The following is a 21,386-nucleotide window of genomic DNA, read 5'->3' as shown; positions in this document are numbered from 1 at the left end:
TAACGGATAAGTGTTAAATGCAGTGCGTAGTCATGTTGAATTATAGTGAAATTGTGACTGATTGTGACTTTCGTGTTGGTATGATGTGGGAGAGGGAGAGGGCATAGGGGCGGATTGGGATTTATAAAAGTTCGGGGCAGCCGATATACCCGGGTGAGCGGGGGACGAATCATTTTTCTCGCGGCTGACCGTACAGGCACGCATGGGCCCCAGCCCACATACACTATAGAACAGTCTTCCGAGAAAAGCGCGGAACCGCAGCGTTCCTACGCGTCAAATCAGCATGGAGGTGGCCGGCACAATGCCAGGATTATTCGCGGCGATCGCATTGTTTATCAAGCAGCTGACCCTGCTCGTCTCGTATGTCAAAAACAACGCCTTCCCACAGCCGCTGCAAGAAGAAGAGGAACTCAAGCATCTGCAGCTTATGGCGGAGGGCAACCCGCATTCCCGCAACCTGCTCATCGAGCACAACTTGCGGCTTGTGGCGCACATTGTCAAAAAATTCGATAACACCGGCGAGGATCTGGAGGATTTGATCAGCATCGGGACCATCGGTCTGATCAAAGCGATCGAGAGCTTCCAGCAGGGCAAAGGGACGAAGCTCGCGACGTTCGCCGCTCGGTGTATCGAGAATGAGATTTTGATGCATTTGCGCAGTTTGAAGAAGACGAAGAAAGACGTTTCGCTGCACGACCCGATTGGAACGGACAAAGAGGGGAACGAAATCACGCTGATCGACATCCTTGGTTCGGAAGCCGACGATGTGGCCGATAAAGTTCAACTTAAAATAGAGAAGAGTAAGATATATAAGAACCTGGATATTTTGGATGACCGGGAGAAGGAAGTCGTGGTTGGTCGGTTCGGATTGATTACCGGCGGGGAAGAGCGGACGCAGCGGGAGATTGCGAAGGAATTGGGGATTAGCCGCTCCTACGTGTCGCGGATTGAGAAGCGGGCGTTGATGAAGCTGTATCATGAGTTTTATAAGCAGAAGAAGTGATTAGAATTGTAGAAAGTAAGCTGCGCGAAACGTAGCTTACTTTTTTTGTGGCACGTTAGAGTGGTCTGGTTAAAAGGCAGTGTATCGAACCTGGAGGTTTGCTATTAGTGGTTTGGGGACTTTTTTATCATGATATGATTAATCTATATAGACTGAACTATTGATTTACATGCGAACACAAAGTCGATCAATGACTTCCATTGGATTAGCATTAACACGTCTCATGAAGGCCGCTACGTTAATTCGAATATGGTAGAACTTCTTGTAAAACACATTGTGCACCACATCACTTTTCAACCATTTCCAAAGACCTTCTGTCAAATTGAGTTCGGGCGAATATTTGGGTAAGAAGACAAATGTGAGGCGTCGATGATTCCTTAGAAACTGTTCAACTTGAGCAGCATGATGGATACGCCCATTATCCAAAATCATGACGATGTTTCCCTTCGGATAAGCATCCAAAATCACCTCAAGAAACTGAATAAAAGCAGTTGTGTCGTAACGCTCCCCATCCCGATAGAGAACTTCGCCTGTTTCGTAATTAAGCACTCCAAACAGCTTGGCTCCTTCATGGCGGCCAAAGGTGGGGATTTTTCGCTGGTGACCAATCGGAAACCAGTTATACTGGAGGGATTGATACGCGCGAATCATGCATTCATCTTCAAACAAAAGATGATCGATCTCTCCATTTATAAGCTTTTTTTTAGTGCGGGAAACGTCCTGTCCGTGAACGTTTTCTGCTCTTCGGGATCGGCTAATGCCATCGTATACGTGGCTTTCGTATGACTGAAGCCCAGTCGATGAAGCAATTTAGACATTCCTCTTTCGGAAAAGGTTTCGCCAAATTCGCGTTTGACGTAAAGGATCGCTAGTTTGAGTGTCCAGGTATACTTATTTGGCACATGTATGTTTTTTAATGGTTGTTCATTAGTTCAATCTATATAGTGAATTTAATAATGAAGTTGAATATTTGGAAGTAGAACATGAACAAGAGCCATTGTTTTTAATGAATGTTATAAACGTAATCGATTGCGTAGATGAAACAAGGTCGATTGAAAAGCAGTCTCTTGGTTATGAGAGGTTAGTTTTTATAAAAGAGCAAATACCAGAAGCTACATTAATATTCAGAATTCCTCAGCAACTAAAGAACCATCTATATGTTACAGACACTTATGTAAAGTTATTAACACAACATCATATCAACGGGGTAGACTATGTAGAAATATGGGACTCTGAATTGACCGTAGAAATGGAAGCAGAGGCAGCAAAAAAGTATTCGCATATTATTGAAAGTATTAATAAATCCAGTGGAACAAAATTCTCGTATGATCAGGCTAGAAAACTCGTTCAGCAAGGAAAAGCAATGGCAAGCGGTGAATGGAAAATCCAGCTGGACAAGCAAGGACGGTTCTGTTTGGGTCAATTGAACAGGGAAGCACAATATCTATGGATGCATCCTGCCTTTATCCCGCCAATCTTGCTTAACTTTCAATGGGTTGAAGTAGAAAAGATTGAATTATAAGTTAATGGAGTCATCGACAATATTAACGGATCCTGTTATGGCCAGACTATTTGATATGAACGCCGATTGCTGGAAAGAGGCTATAAATCTAGCGGTCATCCATCCAGAATTGGTTTGGTACAACGTATTTGGCAAACCGTATATCGATCTTTTTGGAAGAGACAAGTTGCTAGCTACTCCATGTTATAGAATTCACGAGCTTCAGTTAGGCAAGATCGAAGTCGGTTACAGGTCGGATGTGGTCTTGTTGGATTCGCAGTACCAAGTACAATGGGCGTTGATTGATGGCAAGCTAAAGGACCATGGTTAAGGATCTGATTGGAGCACTCGATTGTCAATTGGCACCTCATCCAGCTAACGAAGAAATTGGAAGTCGGGAGTGGACGGTTAACCGAAAGTAGGGACATTCAACATTTGTTGAAATGTCCCTTTTTTCTGCAGCTTTTCTGCTGCTATACTAGTTACTTTACTTCTAGTTGAAAATCTACGACTAAAGTATAAATGAGTTGATTCTTATATCATAATGAGGCTGGATACTTATCCGAAAAATACACCGCCCGGTGGAAGTGTTCATGTGTTTGCGGAGAGTCCCCGCCGTTTTGGACAAGGATGGTATAGGATAACCCGACCCTGAAGACGAGGGACATCACATGATAAGCTAGATCAAATATTCGTAACATCGATCATGTAAACGCATCCACAGATCAGCTATTCTAAGGATGCAAACGATAACTTAGCGAAGTAAAGGGGCGAGCAGGGGTGAACAAGAAAAAATGGTACTCGGGAATGGTAGTCAGTACGCTTCTTCTAACAGCAATGCTATCGGCGTGCGGGCAGAATACCAACAGTTCCAGCACCGACAATGCTGCAAAAACGAACGCAACCAATGCTGCGAAGGCTTCGAATAACGGTGGCAGCGAGGAGAAGGTGAAGCTGACTGTCGCGGTATTTGCGGAAGAACTGGATTTCTGGCAGCAAAAGATCGCGGAACCTTCTTTCGCGGCGGCGCTGCCTAACGTAACCGTGGACCTGCAGTCGTTCGCCAATGCGGATGAATTGACGAAGACGATGAAAATTCGTCAAGCAGCTAATGAATTCCCCGATGTGACGTATCTGAAGGCAGCCAATCTGATCGATTTTCAGTCGACGATCGCGCCATGGAAGAAAGACGATGTACTCGTCCAGAGCAACAAATTCGTCAGCGCTTACGAGAATAACAAAACGCCGGAGGGCGATTACTACGGCCTCCCGATGAAAGTGATGAGCGACTGGGTCTTCTACCGCAAATCGGTATTCCAGGAGCTTGGACTCGAAATTCCGAAAACATGGCAGCAGTTCGTCGATTTGTCCGTCAAAATCAAAGACAGCGGGAAGTATCAGCCGATCGCGATGGGCGGCAAAGACAAATGGCCGGTCTATCCGTTTGCCGAATGGCTGCCGGAAGCGATCGGCAAATCGCAGCCGACTTTACTCAGCGACCTGGCCAAATCGGATCAGCCATTCACCGCAGTCAGCCCGTTCTCCAAGGCATTCGGCAAATTCGATCAATTGATCAAGGCGGATGTCATGGGTAAGGCGCTCGATACGAGCTGGACCGATGCCGAGAATATGATTGTCAACAAGAAAGCGGCGATGCTCGTAGCGGCCAACTTCTTCTATCCGGATTATGTGAAGCTTGGCGGCGATGTGGGCGATCTCGGCGTATTTCCGATTCCGGATGTCGATAACGAGAGCGATACGATTACGCAGGTAGGCCAAGTGGACTTGTTCTTCGTCCTCAGCAAAAAGTCCGCGCATCCGGAAGAAGCGCGCAAAGTCGTAGCGTGGTTCATGGGCAATGAGGTATACGCGCCTTACATTGAACGGACGGGCATGGTAGCGACGGTCGATCTTCCGGCTTCCGGGACGAAGACCGTGTTCCAAGAAGCGGCGGATACGCTGACGTACAAGCAAAAGATGCTGATCCCCGGCGATGAAAACTTCAATAAAATCCGGAACGAAGTGCAGTTCGACACGCATGTCATCGGTCAATATATGCTCACCGGCAAAGATTATCAGAAGTCGCTGGAAGATCTGAACGAGAAGTGGGCGAAAGCGCGCAAGAAGCTGGGCATTCAATAAGGTCAACCGTACACCCGGCCAGCGGCCGCGCTGCGGATACGGCAGCGCGGCTTTTATCATTCCGAATTTAGAGAGGAGAGGCCAGCATGAGCTACAACATGCAACGAAAGTTGATCATCGTTTCGTTCCTGCTCATCCCGATCGTCCTGCTGCTTATGCTGCTTGTCTACCCGACTCTCAAGCTGTTGCAAATGAGCTTCACGGATTGGGACGGACTGACAAGCGGCTTTCAATACATCGGATTCGACAACTACAAGGAATTGTTGCAGTCCGAGGAAGTTTGGGTATCACTGAAGAACAATGCGACATACTTCATCATTCACCTGGCATTTATTCCGCTGGAGATCGTCGTAGCCTCCGTGCTCGTGAGTAAGCTGCGAGCAGCGAAATTCTATAAAGTGATCGTGTTTATGCCCTATATTATCAATGGCGTGGCCGTCGCTTACATGTTCGCCTTCTTCTTCTCGCCCGACGGCTCGATGAATCAGGTGCTCCATCTGTTTGGACTCGACCGACTGAGCCAAAGCTGGCTAAGCGATACTCATGTCGTAAATTTTACGCTCGTCTTCATCTCCTTATGGAAATACTCCGGCCTTCATATCATTCTGTTTATCGCCGCGATGCAATCCATCCCGGCAGACTACTATGAGGCCGCGACAATCGATGGCGCCAGCCGCTTTCAACAACTTCGGCATATTACGGTCCCTGGAATCAAAACGGTCATCGAGCTTATTTTGTTCCTTAACGTCAGAGGGGCCCTCCAGGTGTTTGATATCCCGTTCCTCGTCACGAACGGCGGACCGGGATATGATTCTTCGACCTTTATGGTGTATACAATCAAGACGGCATTCCAATATAATCACTTCGGTTTGGCAGCGGCAATGGCGGTCACGTTAATGATACTCATTGGCATCGTCAGTTTCGTGCAGAGCAAACTGATTACCATCAAGGGATAAGGGGGGAGCGTTGTGAGTAATTTGCAGACCGCGATGACGAGACGCTTCCGCAGGCAGCTGCCCTTGGCACTGGCCAAACATGGGTTGTTGATTGCGATCACGTTAATCGTACTCGTTCCGCTGGCGACACTGTTGTTCGCGGCGTTCAAGACGACGCCGGAGATTACGAGCGGGAAACCGCTGGCGTTGCCAAGCAGCTTCTATCTCGATAACTTGATCTCATCTTTCCATAAGGCCAACGTTCTGCTTGCGGTCAAAAATACATCGATTATCGGCGCAGTAAGCGTATTCGCCAATATGATCATCGGTTCCATGCTGGCTTATATTATTGCCCGATTCGAATTCCGGTTCAAGCGGATCGTGCTTGCGCTGTTCGTCTTCGGCATCATCGTTCCCTTCTACACGACGGAGATTGCGCGCTTCGGGTTGATCAAAGATCTGGGCATCTACAACTCGCTGCTGGCGCCGATTCTGATCTATACCGGGGCGGATATGGTGCAGATCTTCATCTACAAGCAGTTCATGGACAAGATCCCGGTCGAGCTTGACGAAGCCGCGATGATGGAGGGCGCCTCCTACTTCACGATCTATTGGAAGATCATTTTCCCGCTCGTGCTGCCCGCTTCGGCGACGCTGGCCATTATCAAGTTCGTCGATATCGCCAACGATATGTACATCCCGTATCTATACATTCCTTCCGAACAATTCCGGACCTTGTCGACCGCGCTGATGTTGTTCTACGGAGACCGAACGCTCAACTGGGCCGGCATGAGCGCAGGCATCATCTGGATTATGCTCCCCACGTTAGTCGTGTACTTCATCCTGCAGCGGTACATCTTCGCAGGGCTTGTAGCCGGCGCCGTGAAAGAATAGCCGCGGTACATGAACAACCCTCGATCCATGCGATCGAGGGTTTCTTTCGTGCATGTTAGTTCCGGAAAGCGCTTGGCGACTGACCTTCGACTTTCTTGAACACGCGGCTGAAATGCTCCTGGTTGGCGTAGCCGATCGCTTCGCTGATTTCCCCGATGGGAAGATCGGTCTGCTTCAGGAGCTCCTTCGCTTTCTGAATTCTCGTCCGGGTCAGATAGGCGATGAAGGATTCGCCCGTTTCTTTGGTGAACATGCGGCTCAGATGATTCTCGCTCAGCTGCAGATGCTCGCTTAACGACCGCAGCGTGATTTCCTCGGCGTAATGGGAGCGGATATAGTCGATCGCTTTTTTTATTTTGCTCGAGGTGCCGTCATGGTAGGTCTTCATTTCGGAGATCTGTTTGAGCAGCAGCTGTTCGATATAAGCGTTCATTTCGTGTATCGTATCCATCCGATTGAGGGCATGGAAGGCGTTGCGCTGGCTGATCGCGTCATCGGTGACGAAGCCTTTATCCCGCATAAAGATGAAGACCAGATACAGCAGCTCATAGTACAGTCCATGCACGCTGGAGCTGCCGGTTGGCCGACTGCGGACGATGTCCTTCATAATCGACTGCAGCTCGGATTTGACGGCGCTCGCATCCATGCGTTCGATCGCCTGCAGCAGCTTCTTTTCTTTCCCGAAAATCGTGACGTCCGTAGCGGCTTCCATTTGACGGGCCTCGTTCTCGGTTATTAAGGCGCCTTTGCCATAGAGCAGCTTCAAATCCACGAATCTCAGCGCTTGCTGATACTGAGCATGCAGGGCGCCGAAGTCATGCCTGAAGGAGCTGATCCCGATCGTGACCGATAAATTCAACATGCGCATGAAGGCGCTCTGCAAGTGTTGGAAGAACATCGAGCGCTGTTGGAATAAGGCAGACTCGCTGTTCGCTTCCGGGAAATGCACGATCAGGGCATAACGCTCTTGAGAGAGCGGTACGCATTCGCCCACCTTAAACTCGCTTAGCTTCTGATTGATTAACTGATGCGAAGATTCGGCAATATTCATCAGGATGACGGGGTCGAACTTATCCTGCAGCATGCGGAAATCATCGATACCTAGCAGCGCGACGGCCAAGTTGCGGGGCTGCAGGCGAAGTCCAAGCGCCTGAACGATCTGCCCAGCCTCTCCCGGCAGAACGCCGAATAGCAGCTTCTCCAGCGCCTTGGCTCTCGTATGGGCACTGTCAGGCGAATGGGAAGGCGTTGCCTGATTAACGCTTCTCTTCTCGGCAAGGAATAAGTCGAGCTGCGAGACGAGCGTTTCGAAATTCATATTGGACTTCAGCACGTAATCCCGTGCTCCAAGCCGAAACGCCTCGCGGACAAATTCATAATCCTTGAAGCCGCTCAACATTAGCACGATGAGATCGGGATAACGGGCTCTAATTTCGTTCAGAAGCTCGATGCCGTTCATCTTGGGCATGTTCACATCGGCAAGGACGATATCGATATCAATCGATTCGTCCAACCATTCGAGCGCTTCGATGCCGTTGGACGCTTCGCCGATGATGCGATACCCCTGCGATTCCCAATCTCCTAGCGTACGAATTGAAATACGGCTTAGCGGTTCATCGTCCACGATAAGCAGGTTAGGCATGCGTAATATCCTCCGTTGGTTCAATATAAGGGAGTTCTAGCGTGACCGTGGTTCCGGCCCCCCATTGACTGCTTATGTGGACACCGTAAGGTTCACCGTAAGTTAGACGAAGACGGCGGTGGACGTTGTAGATGCCGATTTTATTGAACGCGTCGTACTTTTCCTTCGGACTGTCCAGCAGCCGCTCCACTTGTTCCGCGGGCATGCCCTGGCCGTCATCGGAGATTTCAATCCGCAGCCGGTTGTCGATCCGATACGCGCCAACACGGATGTTAAGCTTGCGGAAAGGATCATCCGATGCGTGAATGATGGCATTCTCCAGCACGGGCTGCAGCAAGAATTTCAGGATGACAGCTTGCCGGATTTCAACCGGTACATCGAACTGGACTTCGAACTTGTCTTGATAGCGGAACGCCATGAGATACGTGTAATGTTCGAGCAGCTGCACTTCTTCTGCCAGCGAGATGACGTGAGCGCCTTTATCCATCGTGTTATGCAGTAAATTGGTTAGCGATTCCGTCATCATCTGAATATTGTAAATCCCGTATGTTCTGGCCATAACCGAGATCGAATGCAGCGTATTGAACAAAAAGTGAGGGTTGATCTGATACTGCAGCGCCCGGATCTCCATGAGCAGCTTTTCTTGCTTCTCATCCTCGATATTGCGGATGAGCTGCTTAATTTCGCCGACCATCGAGTTGAACGCGCCATGCAGATGAGCGAATTCGTCCTTGCCGTTGATCGCCAAGGTGGCCTTTAAGTTGCCTTGCTGAACTCTGCGCATCTGTTTGATCAGTCGTTGAATAGGGACGAGTACGGTCGTTGTCGCGGAAGTGACGAACACGGCCAGATAAAGAAGCGTAACGGCAAGCAGGACGATGGAGGTTACGCCCACGACTTTCTGAACGCTGTTCGTTAATTCCCCGTACGAGATGGTGCTGACGACTTTCCATCCCGTATTGTCGACCGTGTAGTAATTGATCAGCAGGTCCTGCCCATCGCGCTTGTAATGGAAAGAGCCGTAATTTTGCTTCCATACGGGCGTATCCTTCAAGATGTCCAGCATAGGGTCGCTGCGGTCGCTTCGCGTCAGCGATTGCTGATCGGCGGTGAAGATGTCGACTTGGCCGATGTGAGAGAGCTTCATGTCCGTGAAGGCGTTATCCAACCAATCGGGCTTGAGCGCAAAATAGATGTAATCGATCGTCTCATTGCCGGGACTGGGCGGGAAGGCGGCAAGGCCGATCGCGCTTTGGCCGTGCGTAAGAGGGCTCAGCGTATTGCGCATTTTGCCGACGACCATGACGCTGCCAGGCGTTTCCCTTTTGAGTTGGCCATACCACGGCATTGCGCGCATCTCGCCTGGGGCGTTCGGAATGGAGTTGCGGTAGCCGTAATAGCGATTGTCCGGGAAGACGAAGAAGACGCCGAGCAAGTCGGTCGTATAGTTGAAAAAATAGTTCATCCGCTTGTTGATCTGATCAGACAGCTGCAGCTTCTCGTATTCGTCGGCGGAAACGTGCCAACGGTTGATCGCCGGTATGATCGTATCCTCGTAATGGATCCCGTCGCTATCGAAGTTGACGCTGGCTGCGGTGATGATATACTTTCGCATCGTCTCCTTGATATTGACCGCGATTTGTTCGGTTAGCTGCAAATTTTTGTTCTGGTTCGTCTCGACGAGGACGTCGATAATTTTCCCGGACAAGTAACTTTTCGCCAGAAACATGGGCAAGGGGATGAACAGCAGGAAGATGAACAGGAATTTAGACATGAAGCTTGTGCGTAACAGTCGGATCATGATGGTCCCCGCCTCCAGAATCTTTTAAGCGCTTACAAATCGAGTGTCATTATTCTATCACACAATAGGAGAAGGCAGTATGGCGGCATCATAATTCATCAAATATTCGTAGATTCCATCATGTCGCTAACCGTTCCCCGTTTGTATGCTTAAGTGGCAGTAACGACAAGAGGACACAGGGAGTGGAACGACATGCAATTGGGCGCTTGCTATTATCCGGAACAATGGCCGCGGGAAATGTGGGAGCACGATATCCGGCTGATGAAAGAAGCGAATTTCAACGTGGTCCGCATCGGCGAATTTGCATGGGCGAGGCTGGAGCCGGAGCCGGGACAATACGATTTTCAATGGCTGGATGATGTGATCGGTTTGTTGGATCAGGGGGGCATTGCCGTTATTCTAGGCACGCCGACTGCGACCCCTCCGAAATGGCTGATGGATAAATACCCGGATATCTACCAGCGGGATAAATTCGGCGGCGTGCGAGGCTACGGCAGCCGAAGGCATTACTGCGTCAATCATCCGGTCTATCAGGAGTTGACCAAAGGCATCGTACAGGTCATCGCCGCGCGTTATGGTCACGATCGACGGATTCAAGCGTGGCAGATCGATAACGAATTCGGCTGCCAGGATACGACGTATTGCTATTGCGACCACTGCCTGCAGGCGTTCCATGTCTGGCTGGAGCAAAAATACGGCTCGGTCGACCGATTGAACGAGGAATGGGGAACGGTGTTCTGGAGCCAGACGTATCGGGACTGGTCGGAGCTTATTCTACCGGCCTACAGCGTCTGCGACGGCGCGGACCCGGAGTATCATGGGCATAATCCGGCGCTCGTGCTCGATTATAAGCGCTTCTCGTCGGATGCGGTCGTCCGTTACCAGCAGTTTCAAATCGACTTGATCCGCAAGCTGAGCGACAAGCCGATTACGCACAATTTAATGGGGCATTTCCCGGAGATCGATTACTTCAATCTTGCCGAGCCCCTTGATTTCGTTTCCTGGGATAATTACATCGATTATCCCTGGGACCGGCCGTCCTATCGGAAGACAGCCATGGCCCATGACTTGATGCGAGGCGTGAAGAAGCAAAACTTCTGGGTGATGGAGCACCAGAGCGGGCCTTGCGGTTGGAATGTTCTCGCCGATACGCCCAGACCGGGGCAGCTTCGTCTGTGGACCTATCAATCTGTCGCTCATGGCGCGGACGGCATCGTGTATTTCCGGTTTCGCGCGGCCAGGTACGGAGCGGAGCAATACTGGTACGGTATTCTCGATCACGACTCGGTTCCAAGAAGAAGATATCGGGAAATCCAGCAAACGTGCGGAGAGCTCGTACGGCTGGCGCCTCTCTTGGAGGGAGCGCAGGTGGTATCGGACATTGCGATCGTGAAATCCTACGATCATCTATGGAGCCATGCGATCCATCCGCATAACCGGAATTTCGATTATACGCGGCTGCTGCAATCGTATTATGATGCCTTCTCCGCACATGGCTATAATGTGGATCTGGTTGGCCTGCATGGTGACTTGTCGTCTTATAAGGTAGTTGTGATTCCTGCGTTCCATTTGTCCGATCCAGACCTAAAGGCGTGGGTTAGCCGCTATGTCATGAATGGAGGCAGAGCGGTATTGACGTTCCGCTCCGGCTCCCGAAACTGGAATAACGCGATGACGGACCAGACGCTGCCGGGAGACTTTAGGGAGCTATGCGGCGTCGAAGTAGAGGAGTTCGATTCGCTAAATTACGGTCGCCAGGTTGAGGTGCAGATTGGCGGCAGCACCTGCCTCGCTTCGATATGGTGTGATATTCTGCATCCAAACGGGGCCACAACGCTCGGTACGTATGCCGGCGAGTATTACGATGGCGAAGCGGCCATTACGGTTAACGGCTTCGGTCAAGGACATGCCTATTATATAGGCTGCGATCTCGACGAACACGCGATGCGGGAGTTAATGGGATCAATAGCCGAAGCGTCCGGCATCAACCCGCTGCCGATCTCCGTTCAGAACGAAGGCGTCGAAATCGTCAGAAAGCGGAAGGACGGCCGGGAGTTCTACGTGGTCTTGAATCATAACGCCCGCGCAGTCCGCATCCCGTTGACCGGTGAATGTCAGGAGCTTGTATCGGGAGCTGCGGTTACCGGGGAGCTGGTGCTGGAAAGCTATGCTATCGCGATATTGAGGCACGAGTAGGGAGTTGGATATGTTGCTGAATGCTTATGCCAAAACGCGGGCTAGTACGGCGGAACTGTTCGTAAAGTGAAGGAAGCGGGTGCGTGAAGCGCCCGCTTTTTATCTTTTTCACAGAGAGCAGAATCGATCAAAAGATCGTAAATACGATCATGTAAACGTATTCATGACCGCGTTACAATGAGTTCGTACCAAAACCGCAAGATGAACAAACAGAAAGGGGGCTCTCCTTTGTAAGCCTATCAGCCGAACGCGTATAGCGGTTAAACTGCGTACCCCATCGATCTTTAGGAGGCGAAATGAAGTGAAGAATCAAGGAAGAAAACTTTCCATTATGGCTGCTCTCATGTGCGTGATCCTGATGCTGCCGCTGACTGCAAGCGCTTTCGGAGCTTCGATTCTATATTCCCCGACCGGCCCATGCTCGAGAGCGTATTGCGTTACGTATGTGAAATCGGTTCAGACGACGAGCGGCAAGCTGCTCGCCTCCTTCGAAGATAACAGCCAGCCGGTTGCTACGCAAAATTTCCCGATCTATTCCAGTACGAATAATGGACAAACTTGGTCGAAGACGTCTGCCGTGCCTTATACAGGACCACGACAAGGCTGGATCAACTGGACCAATCCGTTCTTCTACGTACTGCCGCAAGCGATCGGCAATATGCCTGCGGGAACGATTCTTCTCGCTGGCATTGCTTCTCCGGCGGATTTGTCCGCCACCGCGGTTGTTTTATACAAGAGTACGGATGATGGGCAGTCGTGGACTTACGTAAGCGAGGTTGCATTGGGCGGTGGACAGTGGGGTTCCGCCAATCCGACACCGGTGTGGGAGCCGAACCTCCTGGTGGCGAACAACAAGCTGATCGTGTATTACTCGGACGAACGCGATCCGGCTAATCATGCCCAGAAGCTGGTCCATCAAACATCAACCAATGGCGTAAACTGGGGGGCGGTCGTGGAAGACGTAGCACTCTCGGATCGGAACCTTCGACCTGGCATGCCCGTCGTTGCCAAGATGGCCAATGGGCAGTATATCATGACGTATGAGATGGTCGGCTTGAACGGCACCCCGAATAACTTCAAGATTTCCTCCAATCCGGAATCGTGGAATCCGGCGGACGCAGGAACGACGATCGATTATGGCGGAAGTCCAGTCATTATTTCGCTGCCGAACGGTCGATTGGCTTATAGTTCATATGGATCTACGGATATTCGAATCAATGTAAACAACGGAGTTGGCGCATGGACACCGGTCCAAACGAACATGCCCCGCGGTTACAGCCGTATGCTGCAATATGTAGCCGGTACCGGTAAAGTGCTGGTGATGGCGGTCGATGGCTTCTGGACCAGCGCCCCGAATACCGTCTACTACGGGGATGTAGATTTGGGCTATTCCGCCGGTCCTTATTACAAGCTTGTGAACCGTAAAAGCGGCAAAGTGCTGGATGTGTACCAAGCCAACCTTCAGGACGGAGGGAGCATCGTGCAATGGGCCGATAACGGCGGGGCGAATCAACAATGGCATGTGACTGACGTTGGCAACGGCTACAAGACAATGGTTAACAAAAACAGCGGCCGCGCGCTTTCGATAAACGGCACGAGTACGACTGATGGAGCCGTTGCTGTGCAGTGGGTGGAAAACAGCAAGAATGATCAAAAATGGACGCTGGTGCCCGTTGGCTCCTATTACAAAATCCAAAATCTCAACAGCGGCAAATTGCTGTGCGTGCTCGGCGGGGCGACGGAAGATGGCGGCCAAGTCGTGCAATGGAGCGACACGGGCAGCCTCGACCAGCAATGGCAGTTGATCCAGATCCCATAACGAAAGAATACCGTCTTCAGCGTGCGACCTGAAGCGCAGCCCAACCCCTCGAGTCCAAGATTCGGGGGTTGTTGTCGTGGCCGCCGCGTCGGACGTTTCATTCCGGCAGCTCCGGAAGGGAAGCAAAGGTGTATTTTCTTTCACCAAAAAAAATGCAATACTACACATTCTTCCGATTCGTTATGATAATAGGAGAATTCGGACGATGCTTGCGGTCCTGCAGACAAGGGGGAGAGAATGATGAGAGCCTTCACGCGTTACAGGGTCAATTTTTTCCGCCGCCTCATCTTGTCTTATACGGTGTTGACGGTCGTGCTGCTGGGGCTGGCAGGGGGATTTCTATACGTGCAGGCGAACCGGATGATGGTCGGGGAAATCGCGAGGGACAGCCACAACCGGCTGATGAGCGTGAAAGACTTCGTGGAAGGCACGGTGCTGCGCAAATACGAGAATAGCATCCGGCATACCGCGCTCTCGACGGTATCGAATGCGTATAACGCGGATTTGAATTTTCTGCTTGACCATGGCTGGCAGGGGAACATCAGCAAAATTTCGTCCTTGCGCACCAGCCTGGAGCTTTTCAAGGTCGGAAATGAAGGCGTTTACAATGCGACGATCGCGTTCGCCAAAGGGAATTACGCCGTTGATAGCGACATGTTCTACAGCGATCCGGCACATGCGGAAGACGCCGAGTTCATGGCCTATCTGGCTCGACTGGAGCAGCGGCGCTGGATCGCGCGGACGCTTCCGGACGGGGAGCGTGTGCTCAGCTACGCCGTCGCGCTTCCGTACGGCACGATGAACGAATTCGCCAAAGGTTATTTATACGTGGACGTGGAGATCGCTTACGTAGAGCAGATCGCCAGCAGCATGATGGCCACGCCGCGCGAGCGGCTGTACGTGTACAATGCGAACGGCAGCCTGGCGCTTCAAACCGCGGAAGCCGACCCGCGGGAAGCGAGGGAGTTGAACCGGCTAATGGCATCCGGCAAGCCGGCCGAGCGCATTCAGGGAGCAGACGGCGCTCCCTTCATCCTCTCTTATTGGAAGGACGGCCAATCCGTTCAAGGCTGGACGTACGCGCTAATCCGGCCGATCGACGCGTTTGTTTTGGACTCGAGCCAATTCAAGACGAACATCGTGCTCGGCTGTTTGCTGGTGCTGCTGCTCGGGCTGCTCGTCTCGTTCTTCATCTCCAAACGATTCTATATTCCGGTGAAGCAGCTGATGGCGAATCTACGCGGTTCTCACCAGACCGGCCATCATCAGGGCGCGGTGAACGAGTTCGCGTTCATCGGCAACGTCGTGGATTCGCTCGGCCGGAAGATTTCGACGCTGGAGATGCAGGCGAGGGCGCATGAGTTGAAAAACACGCTGCTCGGGGCAGACGTCGCCTTGGATCGTCTGGACGGTCTGCCGACTGTCGGCCATTACGTTGTCGTGCATATCCGGCCGCTCTCAGGCGCTATACATCGCTTCAGTGCTTATATGGAGCCGTTTCACGTGCGGGGCCGCGAGTGGATCGCCCTCGGCCAGCAGGAGGGGGCGATCGTACTGCATGACGACCTTGCATCCGAGCTGGAGACCGAACGGATCCAGGCGTTCCTGCTCCAGATGCAGGATTCCGCCCGGGAAGAGCTTCGGTTCGGCGCTTCAATCGGAACGCGCGTCGATTCCCCTCTGGAGTTATCGCTCTCCTATCAATTCGCTCAGCAGGCGGCGCGTCACCAATTTCTGTACGGCGAGGAGGCGGTGCTGCGCTATGACGAGCTGGCGGTGCTTGCGAGCACGCCGCATTTGTTTGCGTACGACTCGTTCAAGAACGCGGTGAGAGCAGGCAATGTCGACGCGATGAACCGGTTCCTGGACGACTTCGCGCACGTGACGAGGAGCCGGAAGCAGCAGCTGGCGGCCGTTGAGCTGTCGCTGCTCCAGCTGACGTCGACGTTGTACCAAGTCGTGATCGAGCTGAACGTGCAGCAGATCGTCCCGCCCTCGTCGCTGTTCGACGAGCTGAAGAGGCCGTCGTTCGATGCGACGATGGCCGCGATCCGCCTGTTGTCCAACCAGGTCGCCTTGCATGTAAAAGAAACGAGCAATCACGCGCATACGGAGCTGATCCTCAAGCTGAAGACGTATATCGACGAGCGCCTCCACGAGGATCTCACGCTTCAAATCCTATCGGAAGTGGCGCAGCTTGCCCCGGCTTACGTCTCGACCTTGTTCGGCGAAGTCATGAATGAGACGTTCACGGAGTACGTGACGCGCTCACGGCTCGCCAAGGCGGCGCGTCTGCTGGAGGAAGAGCCGCGCACGGCCGTCGCGGACATCGCCGCGCGGGTCGGCTACCGCAACGCGCAACCATCGGCCTGATCAAAGCGATCGAGAGTTTCCAGCAGGGCAAAGGGACGAAGCTCGCGACGTTCGCGGCGCGGTATATTGAGAACGAAATACTGATGCATTTGCGTAGTTTGAAGAAGACGAAGAAGGACGTGTCCCTGTACGACCCGATCGGAACGGACAAAGAGGGGAACGAAATCACGCTGATCGACATCCTCGGTTCGGAACAAGGCGATGTGGCGGAGCGTATGCTTCCGAAGCACGTTTTCTGCGAAAACGTTTTGGTTCAACTTAAAATAGAGAAGAGCAAGATTTATAAGAACCTGGATATCCTCGATGACCGGGAGAAGGAAGTCGTGGTTGGACGGTTCGGATTGATCACGGGCGGGGAAGAGCGGACGCAGCGGGAAATTGCGAAGGGCTCCTACGTGCCGCGGATTGAGAAGAGAGCGTTGATGAAACTGTACCATGAGTTTTATAGCAGAAGAAGTGAGTTCAGGGCCACTCCGCGAGGGAGTGGCTTTTGTGTATATTTTATTATTGTAGCAGGTGAATGGTGTAATTATGAGCAGGGAGTCTCTTGCGTGGTCGTTTAAAGATTTATTTAGGAGGACAATGGAAATAATTGATATAAAGGTAGTCCTTGATCACTTAAACTAGAGACGTTAATTAGCATGTCATATCATTTACGGAATGGCTTAAAAGGAAACAGGAACCCCGATGGATATTGAACTTGTCTATTCGGGGAAGAATCGGTTATAGTGTGAACATAATTTTGCAAGAAAAGAAGAGGGACAGAAATGGCAACGATACATGATGTCGCAACGAAAGCTGGCGTATCGGTCACAACGGTATCGCGAGTGCTGAACAACCGGGGTTATATTAGCGAGAAGACGCGCAAGAAAGTATTCGATATCATGGCGGAATTGAATTACCAGCCGAACGAAATTGCCCGTTCTTTGCTCCGAAAGCAGTCAAATGTGATTGGTCTGATCATTCCGATGGTCTCCCATCCGTTCTTCAGCGAGCTGGCGAACTATGTGGAATATTATGCCTATCAAGCTGGCTTTAAGGTGATGCTATGCAACTCCCAGCTCGATCCGGCGAAAGAGCGGGATTACATCGAAATGCTGAAGAGGAACCGGGTTGACGGCATTATCATGGGCAGCCATACGCTTGATGTGGAGGAGTACCGCCATCTGCACTCCCCGATCGTGACGATCGACCGACAGATTGATGATGAAATCCCATCCATATCTTCTGACAATTACCGAGGAGGCGAGATTGCCACGGAGCTGCTCGTTCGGAAGGGGTGCCGCAAAATCGCGCACATATGCGGCAACCAGGAGCTGCATATGCTATCGAACTTGCGCACGAACGCTTTTCACGAAACCGCGCGCAAACAAGGCGTTCAGCATATTACGATTCAGACGGACATGAACGTCTTCGACCAAAAGCAATACGAGCGTATAATTGATACGCTGCTGGAGGAGCATCCGGATACGGACGGTATTTTCGCGACGAGCGACATTATAGCGGCATTTGCCGTCAAGGGATGCATCCGGGTGGGTAAACGGGTGCCGCAGGATGTTCGAATCATCGGCTATGATGATGTTAATGCCGCCTCCTGGCTGAACCCCGAGATAACGTCGATCCGGCAGCCGATTGGGGAGATGGGCCGTATGGCCGTTGAGCTCATCCGCAAGCAGCTGGAGGGGAAACCATTCAAGGTTGAGAATGTGCTGCCGGTACAGTTAGTAGAGCGTTCTACAACCTAGAACGCTCTTTTATCTGCTATGTCAAACGATTGACATGTCAAACGATTGACATGTGTCAAACGATTGACATATACTGTTTCATGTAAGCGATTCAAATTTACTACCACACCAAATATTTAATCAAATTGGGGGAAGAAACGTGAAGAGGATCATCAAGGGGTTTCAACTATCTATGCTTGCACTTATTTTCGTTATGGCGGTCACGGCGTGCGGCGGCAACGCGTCGAATAGCGGCAGCAGCGCTTCGAATACTGCGGAAAAGGCAAATTCGTCGGGTAATGAAAGCGCTGTCGGTGATGAGGTGAAGATTACCCTTCTAAACTCCAAAGGCGAAATTCAAACCCAGCTTGAAGACGCTGCCAAGGCGTTCCATGAAGACAATCCGGCGATCACGCTTGAAATTCAGACAGTTCCTGGCGGCTCCTCGCCGTTTGAACGGGCATCTACTATGTATGCGTCCGGCAATCCGCCGACGATGATCATGCTGGATACCGGAGACGTCGAGAAGTTCAAAGACCGCATTCTTGACTTGAGCGGCGAGAAATGGAATGCCGATGCCGTAGCGAATGCCACTGACCTGACGAGCTTCGATGGCAAGAACTTCGCGTTCCCGCTGGCGATTGAAGGCTACGGTTTCATCTATAATAAAGCGGTTGTCGACAAGGCGGTAGGCGGCAGCTTCGATCCGTCCACGATTAAGACGACGGCTGATCTGGAAAATCTGTTCAAGCAGATCGAAGCGTCGGGCAAGAAGGCTCTTGTCATCTCGCCGATGGACTGGTCGCTTGGCGCGCACTATTTGCCGCTTGCCTATGCCGGCCAGAACAAGGATATGGCAGAAGTGAACAAATTTATGGATTCGCTGAAAGCCGGCACCGCTGATCTGGCGAACAATAAGGTGTTCAATGGCCTGATGGATACGTTCGATCTGATGATGAAATACAACATGGACCAAAAATCGCCGCTGTCCGGCGTCTATGAGCGCGGTCCGGAAGTGCTCGGCAAGGGCGAAGTCGGCATCTGGTTCATGGGCAACTGGGCATGGCCACAAATCAGCAGCTTTGATACGGCAAACGGGCAGTACGGCTTCCTGCCGGTGCCGATCAGCAGCAATCCGGACGATTACGGCAACCAGGAAATTTCGTCAGCGGTTTCCAAGCGGATCGTGCTCGACAAAGAAAAGAGCACGCCTGAGCAGCAGGAAGCGGCGAAGAAGTTCCTGAACTGGATCGTCTACGAGCAAAAGGGACAGGATTTCCTCGTGAACAAAGCAAGCATTATTCCGGCGTTCAAGAACATTACGCTTCCAGCGGCTGACCCGCTTGGACAATCGATTCAAGCGTACATTGCTAACGGAAAATCCGAGCAGTCCATGAGCACGCTTCCGGCGGATCACTGGTCGAAAGTCGGCGCATCCATGCAGAAATACTTGGCGAAAGCGGGCGACCGCGCCACGCTGGCGGCAGAAATCGAGGACTACTGGAAGAACGTGAAATAAGTTCTATTCAAGAGCACAGATAGCATGGAGCAATGGATAAGACAACCGTGTCTTATCCATTGTTTTCTTCAAGTCATTCCCCATTATCCCTTACAGATCGAGAGGTATCATTATGATTGCGGAAAAAGGAGTATGGAACAAACTGCGCTCAAGGCTGCTGTTTACTGGCCCCACCTTGTTTGCATTTATTACCGTCATGATCGTTCCGTTTCTATACGGCATTTATTTGACCTTCACCAACTGGGACGGTATTTCCACGTCACATTCGCTCGTTGGACTCAGCAATTACGGCGAAGTATTCAAGGACGGCGTATTCTGGAAGTCGTTCGGCCTTACGCTGAAGTATGTCTTTCTCTCGGTCGTACTTATTAACGCGATCGCATTTGCGCTGGCATATATGCTGTCCAGGGGCATGAAAGGACAAAGCATTTTCAGAGCCGGTTTTTTCGTGCCGAACCTAGTTGGCGGAATCGTGCTCGGGTTTATTTGGCAGTTTATTTTCTCTAACGTGCTCGTTTTTTTCGGGACCAAGGCGGGGATCCCCTTCCTTAGCGCTTCTTGGCTAGCTGATCCGGATACAGCATTTTGGTCGCTTGTTATCGTCACGGTATGGCAGTATGCCGGTTACATGATGGTCATTTTCGTCGCCGGACTGATGAGCGTGCCCGGCGATATTTTGGAGGCGGCAAGCATCGATGGTGCCAACGGCTGGACGAAAATGCGCAAGATGATTCTTCCGCTCATGATTCCTTCGTTCATCGTTACCATCTTCCTTTCTCTGCAGCGGTGCTTCATGGTGTATGATCTGAACCTTACCCTGACAAAAGGCGGGCCGTTCAAAAGCACGGAGATGGTATCGATGCATGTCTACGAAAAGGCGTTCCTATCCCGCGATTACGGGGTCGGTCAGGCAGAGGCGTTCGTACTGTTCCTGCTTGTCGCCGCGATTACGCTGCTTCAAGTGTATTTCAGCAAAAGAATGGAGGTGGAGGCATAATGGTTGGCAGCAAATCCCCTATCCCGTGGCTGAAGACCGTCTTGCTAACGGCTGGCCTCATTCTGTTTATCGTTCCGTTCGTCGTGCTGATCCTGAATTCGTTCAAAGAAAACAAAGCCATTACGTCCAATCCGTTGTCGCTTCCCGAACGCCTGGATTTCACCAACTACAAGAACGCGTTCGAGCAGATGAACTACTTGACCGCGTTCTCGAATACACTTGTCATCACGCTCGTCAGCGTGCTGCTTATTTCGATGTTCGCCGCGATGACGGCGCACTATTTTGTCCGGAATAACACGAAGTTCAATCAGTATACGTTTATGATTATGGTCGCCTCGATGATTATTCCGTTTCAGGCGATCATGATTCCGCTCGTGAAAATTTACGGATCGCTCGGGATGCTGGACAATAAATGGTCGCTTATTTACATGTATCTCGGGTTTGGCAGCTCACTCGCCGTCTTTATCTATCATGGATTCGTGAAGAGCATTCCGGCGGAGCTGGAAGAGGCGGCCATGATCGATGGCTGTACGCGGACGCAGACCTTCTTCCGGATCGTGTTCCCAGTGCTCACCCCGACGACAGCGACGATCGCGATTTTGAACGTCCTCTGGATTTGGAACGATTACCTGTTGCCGTCTCTTATTCTGGTTGACCCGGAGCAGCGGACGCTCCCTCTCTCGACGTACAGCTTCCAGGGCACCTACACGTCGGATTACGGACCGCTGATGGCAGCCCTTGTCCTAACGATTCTTCCGATCATCGTGGTGTATCTGTTTGCCCAGAAGTACATCATTCAAGGGGTCATGCAAGGCTCGATCAAATAAAATTAACGCTAAG

16 protein-coding genes and 1 pseudogene are annotated in these 21,386 nt (G+C 51.4%); 13 read left to right on the top strand and 4 right to left on the bottom strand.

The features are described from left to right. The first annotated feature begins 301 nt into the window (after nucleotides 1-301). Entirely contained in the window at nucleotides 302-1,003 is a 702-nt protein-coding gene (gene sigK / locus BCM02_RS24525; protein ID WP_148931770.1) for an RNA polymerase sporulation sigma factor SigK, read from the top strand. A gap of 165 nt (nucleotides 1,004-1,168) precedes the next feature. Here the strand turns inward: sigK and BCM02_RS24520 are convergent, their stop codons facing one another. Both BCM02_RS24520 and BCM02_RS36680 read right to left on the bottom strand, forming a co-directional pair. After that, complete coding sequence (locus BCM02_RS24520) at nucleotides 1,169-1,672, bottom strand: IS630 family transposase (RefSeq protein WP_148931769.1); 504 nt, start codon at nucleotides 1,670-1,672, stop codon at nucleotides 1,169-1,171. A gap of 20 nt (nucleotides 1,673-1,692) precedes the next feature. Then, entirely contained in the window at nucleotides 1,693-1,905 is a 213-nt protein-coding gene (locus tag BCM02_RS36680; protein WP_187434396.1) for a helix-turn-helix domain-containing protein, read from the bottom strand. Between the two features lie 68 nt (nucleotides 1,906-1,973). Between BCM02_RS36680 and BCM02_RS24510 the strand changes: the two genes are divergently transcribed. The 4 genes from BCM02_RS24510 (at nucleotide 1,974) to BCM02_RS24495 (ending at nucleotide 6,475) form a co-directional block, all read left to right on the top strand. After that, nucleotides 1,974-2,525, top strand: a complete 552-nt coding sequence (locus tag BCM02_RS24510; protein WP_148931768.1) for an imm11 family protein — start codon at nucleotides 1,974-1,976, stop codon at nucleotides 2,523-2,525. A gap of 759 nt (nucleotides 2,526-3,284) precedes the next feature. Then, nucleotides 3,285-4,646, top strand: a complete 1,362-nt coding sequence (locus BCM02_RS24505; protein WP_148931767.1) for an ABC transporter substrate-binding protein — start codon at nucleotides 3,285-3,287, stop codon at nucleotides 4,644-4,646. A gap of 86 nt (nucleotides 4,647-4,732) precedes the next feature. Then, nucleotides 4,733-5,602 carry a carbohydrate ABC transporter permease gene (locus tag BCM02_RS24500; protein ID WP_148931766.1) on the top strand — a complete coding sequence of 290 codons (870 nt, stop codon included), beginning with the start codon at nucleotides 4,733-4,735 and terminating at the stop codon, nucleotides 5,600-5,602. Nucleotides 5,603-5,614: 12 nt separating this feature from the next. Beyond that, complete coding sequence (locus tag BCM02_RS24495; RefSeq protein WP_246183538.1) at nucleotides 5,615-6,475, top strand: carbohydrate ABC transporter permease; 861 nt, start codon at nucleotides 5,615-5,617, stop codon at nucleotides 6,473-6,475. Nucleotides 6,476-6,530: 55 nt separating this feature from the next. Here the strand turns inward: BCM02_RS24495 and BCM02_RS24490 are convergent, their stop codons facing one another. Both BCM02_RS24490 and BCM02_RS24485 read right to left on the bottom strand, forming a co-directional pair. Further along, entirely contained in the window at nucleotides 6,531-8,117 is a 1,587-nt protein-coding gene (locus BCM02_RS24490; RefSeq protein ID WP_148931765.1) for a helix-turn-helix domain-containing protein, read from the bottom strand. Beyond that, a complete protein-coding gene (locus tag BCM02_RS24485) occupies nucleotides 8,110-9,918 on the bottom strand; it encodes a cache domain-containing sensor histidine kinase (protein WP_148931764.1) in 1,809 nt (602 codons plus the stop codon). Before BCM02_RS24485 ends, BCM02_RS24490 begins: the two co-directional genes overlap by 8 nt. A gap of 192 nt (nucleotides 9,919-10,110) precedes the next feature. Here BCM02_RS24485 and BCM02_RS24480 point away from each other — a divergent pair, with 192 nt between their 5' ends. The 8 genes and pseudogenes from BCM02_RS24480 to BCM02_RS24445 all read left to right on the top strand — a co-directional run bounded on the left by BCM02_RS24480 (nucleotide 10,111) and on the right by BCM02_RS24445 (nucleotide 21,373). Then, complete coding sequence (locus BCM02_RS24480) at nucleotides 10,111-12,114, top strand: beta-galactosidase (RefSeq protein ID WP_148931763.1); 2,004 nt, start codon at nucleotides 10,111-10,113, stop codon at nucleotides 12,112-12,114. Between the two features lie 301 nt (nucleotides 12,115-12,415). Continuing rightward, nucleotides 12,416-13,933: an RICIN domain-containing protein gene (locus BCM02_RS24475; RefSeq protein WP_148931762.1), complete on the top strand. Its 1,518-nt coding sequence runs from the start codon at nucleotides 12,416-12,418 to the stop codon at nucleotides 13,931-13,933. Between the two features lie 237 nt (nucleotides 13,934-14,170). Beyond that, nucleotides 14,171-16,306: a helix-turn-helix transcriptional regulator gene (locus BCM02_RS36505; RefSeq protein WP_148931761.1), complete on the top strand. Its 2,136-nt coding sequence runs from the start codon at nucleotides 14,171-14,173 to the stop codon at nucleotides 16,304-16,306. Then, nucleotides 16,294-16,761: pseudogene (locus BCM02_RS24465) on the top strand (sigma factor-like helix-turn-helix DNA-binding protein); the annotation flags it as partial. The gene BCM02_RS36505 and the pseudogene BCM02_RS24465, both read left to right, overlap by 13 nt. Nucleotides 16,762-17,073: 312 nt before the next feature. Then, on the top strand, nucleotides 17,074-18,051 hold the full coding sequence (locus BCM02_RS24460) for a LacI family DNA-binding transcriptional regulator (RefSeq protein ID WP_148931760.1): 978 nt from the start codon (nucleotides 17,074-17,076) through the stop codon (nucleotides 18,049-18,051). A 172-nt stretch (nucleotides 18,052-18,223) separates the two neighbouring features. Continuing rightward, nucleotides 18,224-19,549, top strand: coding sequence for an ABC transporter substrate-binding protein (locus BCM02_RS24455; RefSeq protein ID WP_148931759.1), 1,326 nt, complete (start codon nucleotides 18,224-18,226; stop codon nucleotides 19,547-19,549). A 112-nt stretch (nucleotides 19,550-19,661) separates the two neighbouring features. Beyond that, nucleotides 19,662-20,546, top strand: a complete 885-nt coding sequence (locus BCM02_RS24450; protein WP_148931758.1) for a carbohydrate ABC transporter permease — start codon at nucleotides 19,662-19,664, stop codon at nucleotides 20,544-20,546. Further along, nucleotides 20,546-21,373: a carbohydrate ABC transporter permease gene (locus tag BCM02_RS24445; RefSeq protein WP_148931757.1), complete on the top strand. Its 828-nt coding sequence runs from the start codon at nucleotides 20,546-20,548 to the stop codon at nucleotides 21,371-21,373. Before BCM02_RS24450 ends, BCM02_RS24445 begins: the two co-directional genes overlap by 1 nt. The last annotated feature ends 13 nt before the right edge of the window (nucleotides 21,374-21,386 follow it).

This window comes from Paenibacillus methanolicus, assembly GCF_008124765.1.
GTDB classification, from domain to species: domain Bacteria; phylum Bacillota; class Bacilli; order Paenibacillales; family Paenibacillaceae; genus Paenibacillus_Z; species Paenibacillus_Z methanolicus.
The sequence above is the reverse complement of the archived record's forward strand: the minus strand, read 5'-3'. Positions and strand labels throughout refer to the sequence as shown.

What these genes read in the sequence shown, in the direction of transcription:
- sigK (WP_148931770.1), top strand. Translation starts at nt 302, where the DNA reads ATGCCAGGATTATTCGCGGCGATCGCATTGTTTATCAAGCAGCTGACC.
- BCM02_RS24500 (WP_148931766.1), top strand. Translation starts at nt 4,733, where the DNA reads ATGAGCTACAACATGCAACGAAAGTTGATCATCGTTTCGTTCCTGCTC.
- BCM02_RS24490 (WP_148931765.1), bottom strand. Translation starts at nt 8,117, where the DNA reads ATGCCTAACCTGCTTATCGTGGACGATGAACCGCTAAGCCGTATTTCA.
- BCM02_RS24485 (WP_148931764.1), bottom strand. Translation starts at nt 9,918, where the DNA reads ATGATCCGACTGTTACGCACAAGCTTCATGTCTAAATTCCTGTTCATC.
- BCM02_RS24480 (WP_148931763.1), top strand. Translation starts at nt 10,111, where the DNA reads ATGCAATTGGGCGCTTGCTATTATCCGGAACAATGGCCGCGGGAAATG.
- BCM02_RS36505 (WP_148931761.1), top strand. Translation starts at nt 14,171, where the DNA reads ATGATGAGAGCCTTCACGCGTTACAGGGTCAATTTTTTCCGCCGCCTC.
- BCM02_RS24460 (WP_148931760.1), top strand. Translation starts at nt 17,074, where the DNA reads ATGGCAACGATACATGATGTCGCAACGAAAGCTGGCGTATCGGTCACA.
- BCM02_RS24455 (WP_148931759.1), top strand. Translation starts at nt 18,224, where the DNA reads ATGCTTGCACTTATTTTCGTTATGGCGGTCACGGCGTGCGGCGGCAAC.
- BCM02_RS24450 (WP_148931758.1), top strand. Translation starts at nt 19,662, where the DNA reads ATGATTGCGGAAAAAGGAGTATGGAACAAACTGCGCTCAAGGCTGCTG.
- BCM02_RS24445 (WP_148931757.1), top strand. Translation starts at nt 20,546, where the DNA reads ATGGTTGGCAGCAAATCCCCTATCCCGTGGCTGAAGACCGTCTTGCTA.